General features: G+C 73.8%; 1 protein-coding gene. It reads left to right on the top strand.

All coding sequences use genetic code 11. From position 1 onward, the window contains the following. Nucleotides 1-553, top strand: a 553-nt coding sequence (locus tag IO39_RS43445) for a Gfo/Idh/MocA family protein (RefSeq protein WP_043637711.1), incomplete at both ends; no start/stop codon positions are given.

Genomic DNA, 553 nt, shown 5'->3' with positions numbered 1-553 from the left:
AGGACTGGCACGCCGAGCGCGCGCACGTCGGCGGGCTGCTGCTGCAGAAGGCCGCCCACGACCTGGACGTGGTGCACTGGCTGGCCGGCGGCTACACCCGGCACGTGCAGGCCTTCGGCGACCTGATGGTCTACGGCGACCTGCCCCGGCGAGCGCCCGGCACGGCCAAGACGGCCGGCTGGTACCGGCCGGAGGCGAACTGGCCGCCGGCGGCGCAGCGCGACCTCAACCCGGTCATCGACGTCGAGGACGTCTCGGTGATGAACATGCGCCTCGACAACGGCGTCATCGCCGCCTACCAGCAGTGCCACTTCACGCCCGACTACTGGCGCAACTACACGGTCATCGGCGACGCCGGCCGCCTGGAGAACTTCGGCGACGGGCCGGGCGGCGTGGTGAAGGTGTGGAACGCCCGCCGCTCCGGCCACCGCGACGAGGCCGACGCGTCCTACGAGATCCCGCGCCCGGCGGGCGGGCACGGCGGCGCGGACCCGCGGATCCTGGCCGAGTTCTTCGCGTTCGTCCGCACGGGCGGGCGCACCGACACCTCCCC

It is taken from the genome of Nonomuraea candida (genome assembly GCF_000725485.1).
GTDB lineage: Bacteria > Actinomycetota > Actinomycetes > Streptosporangiales > Streptosporangiaceae > Nonomuraea > Nonomuraea candida.
Note: the sequence above shows the minus strand (reverse complement) of the source record. Positions and strands in the feature narration are given on the sequence as shown.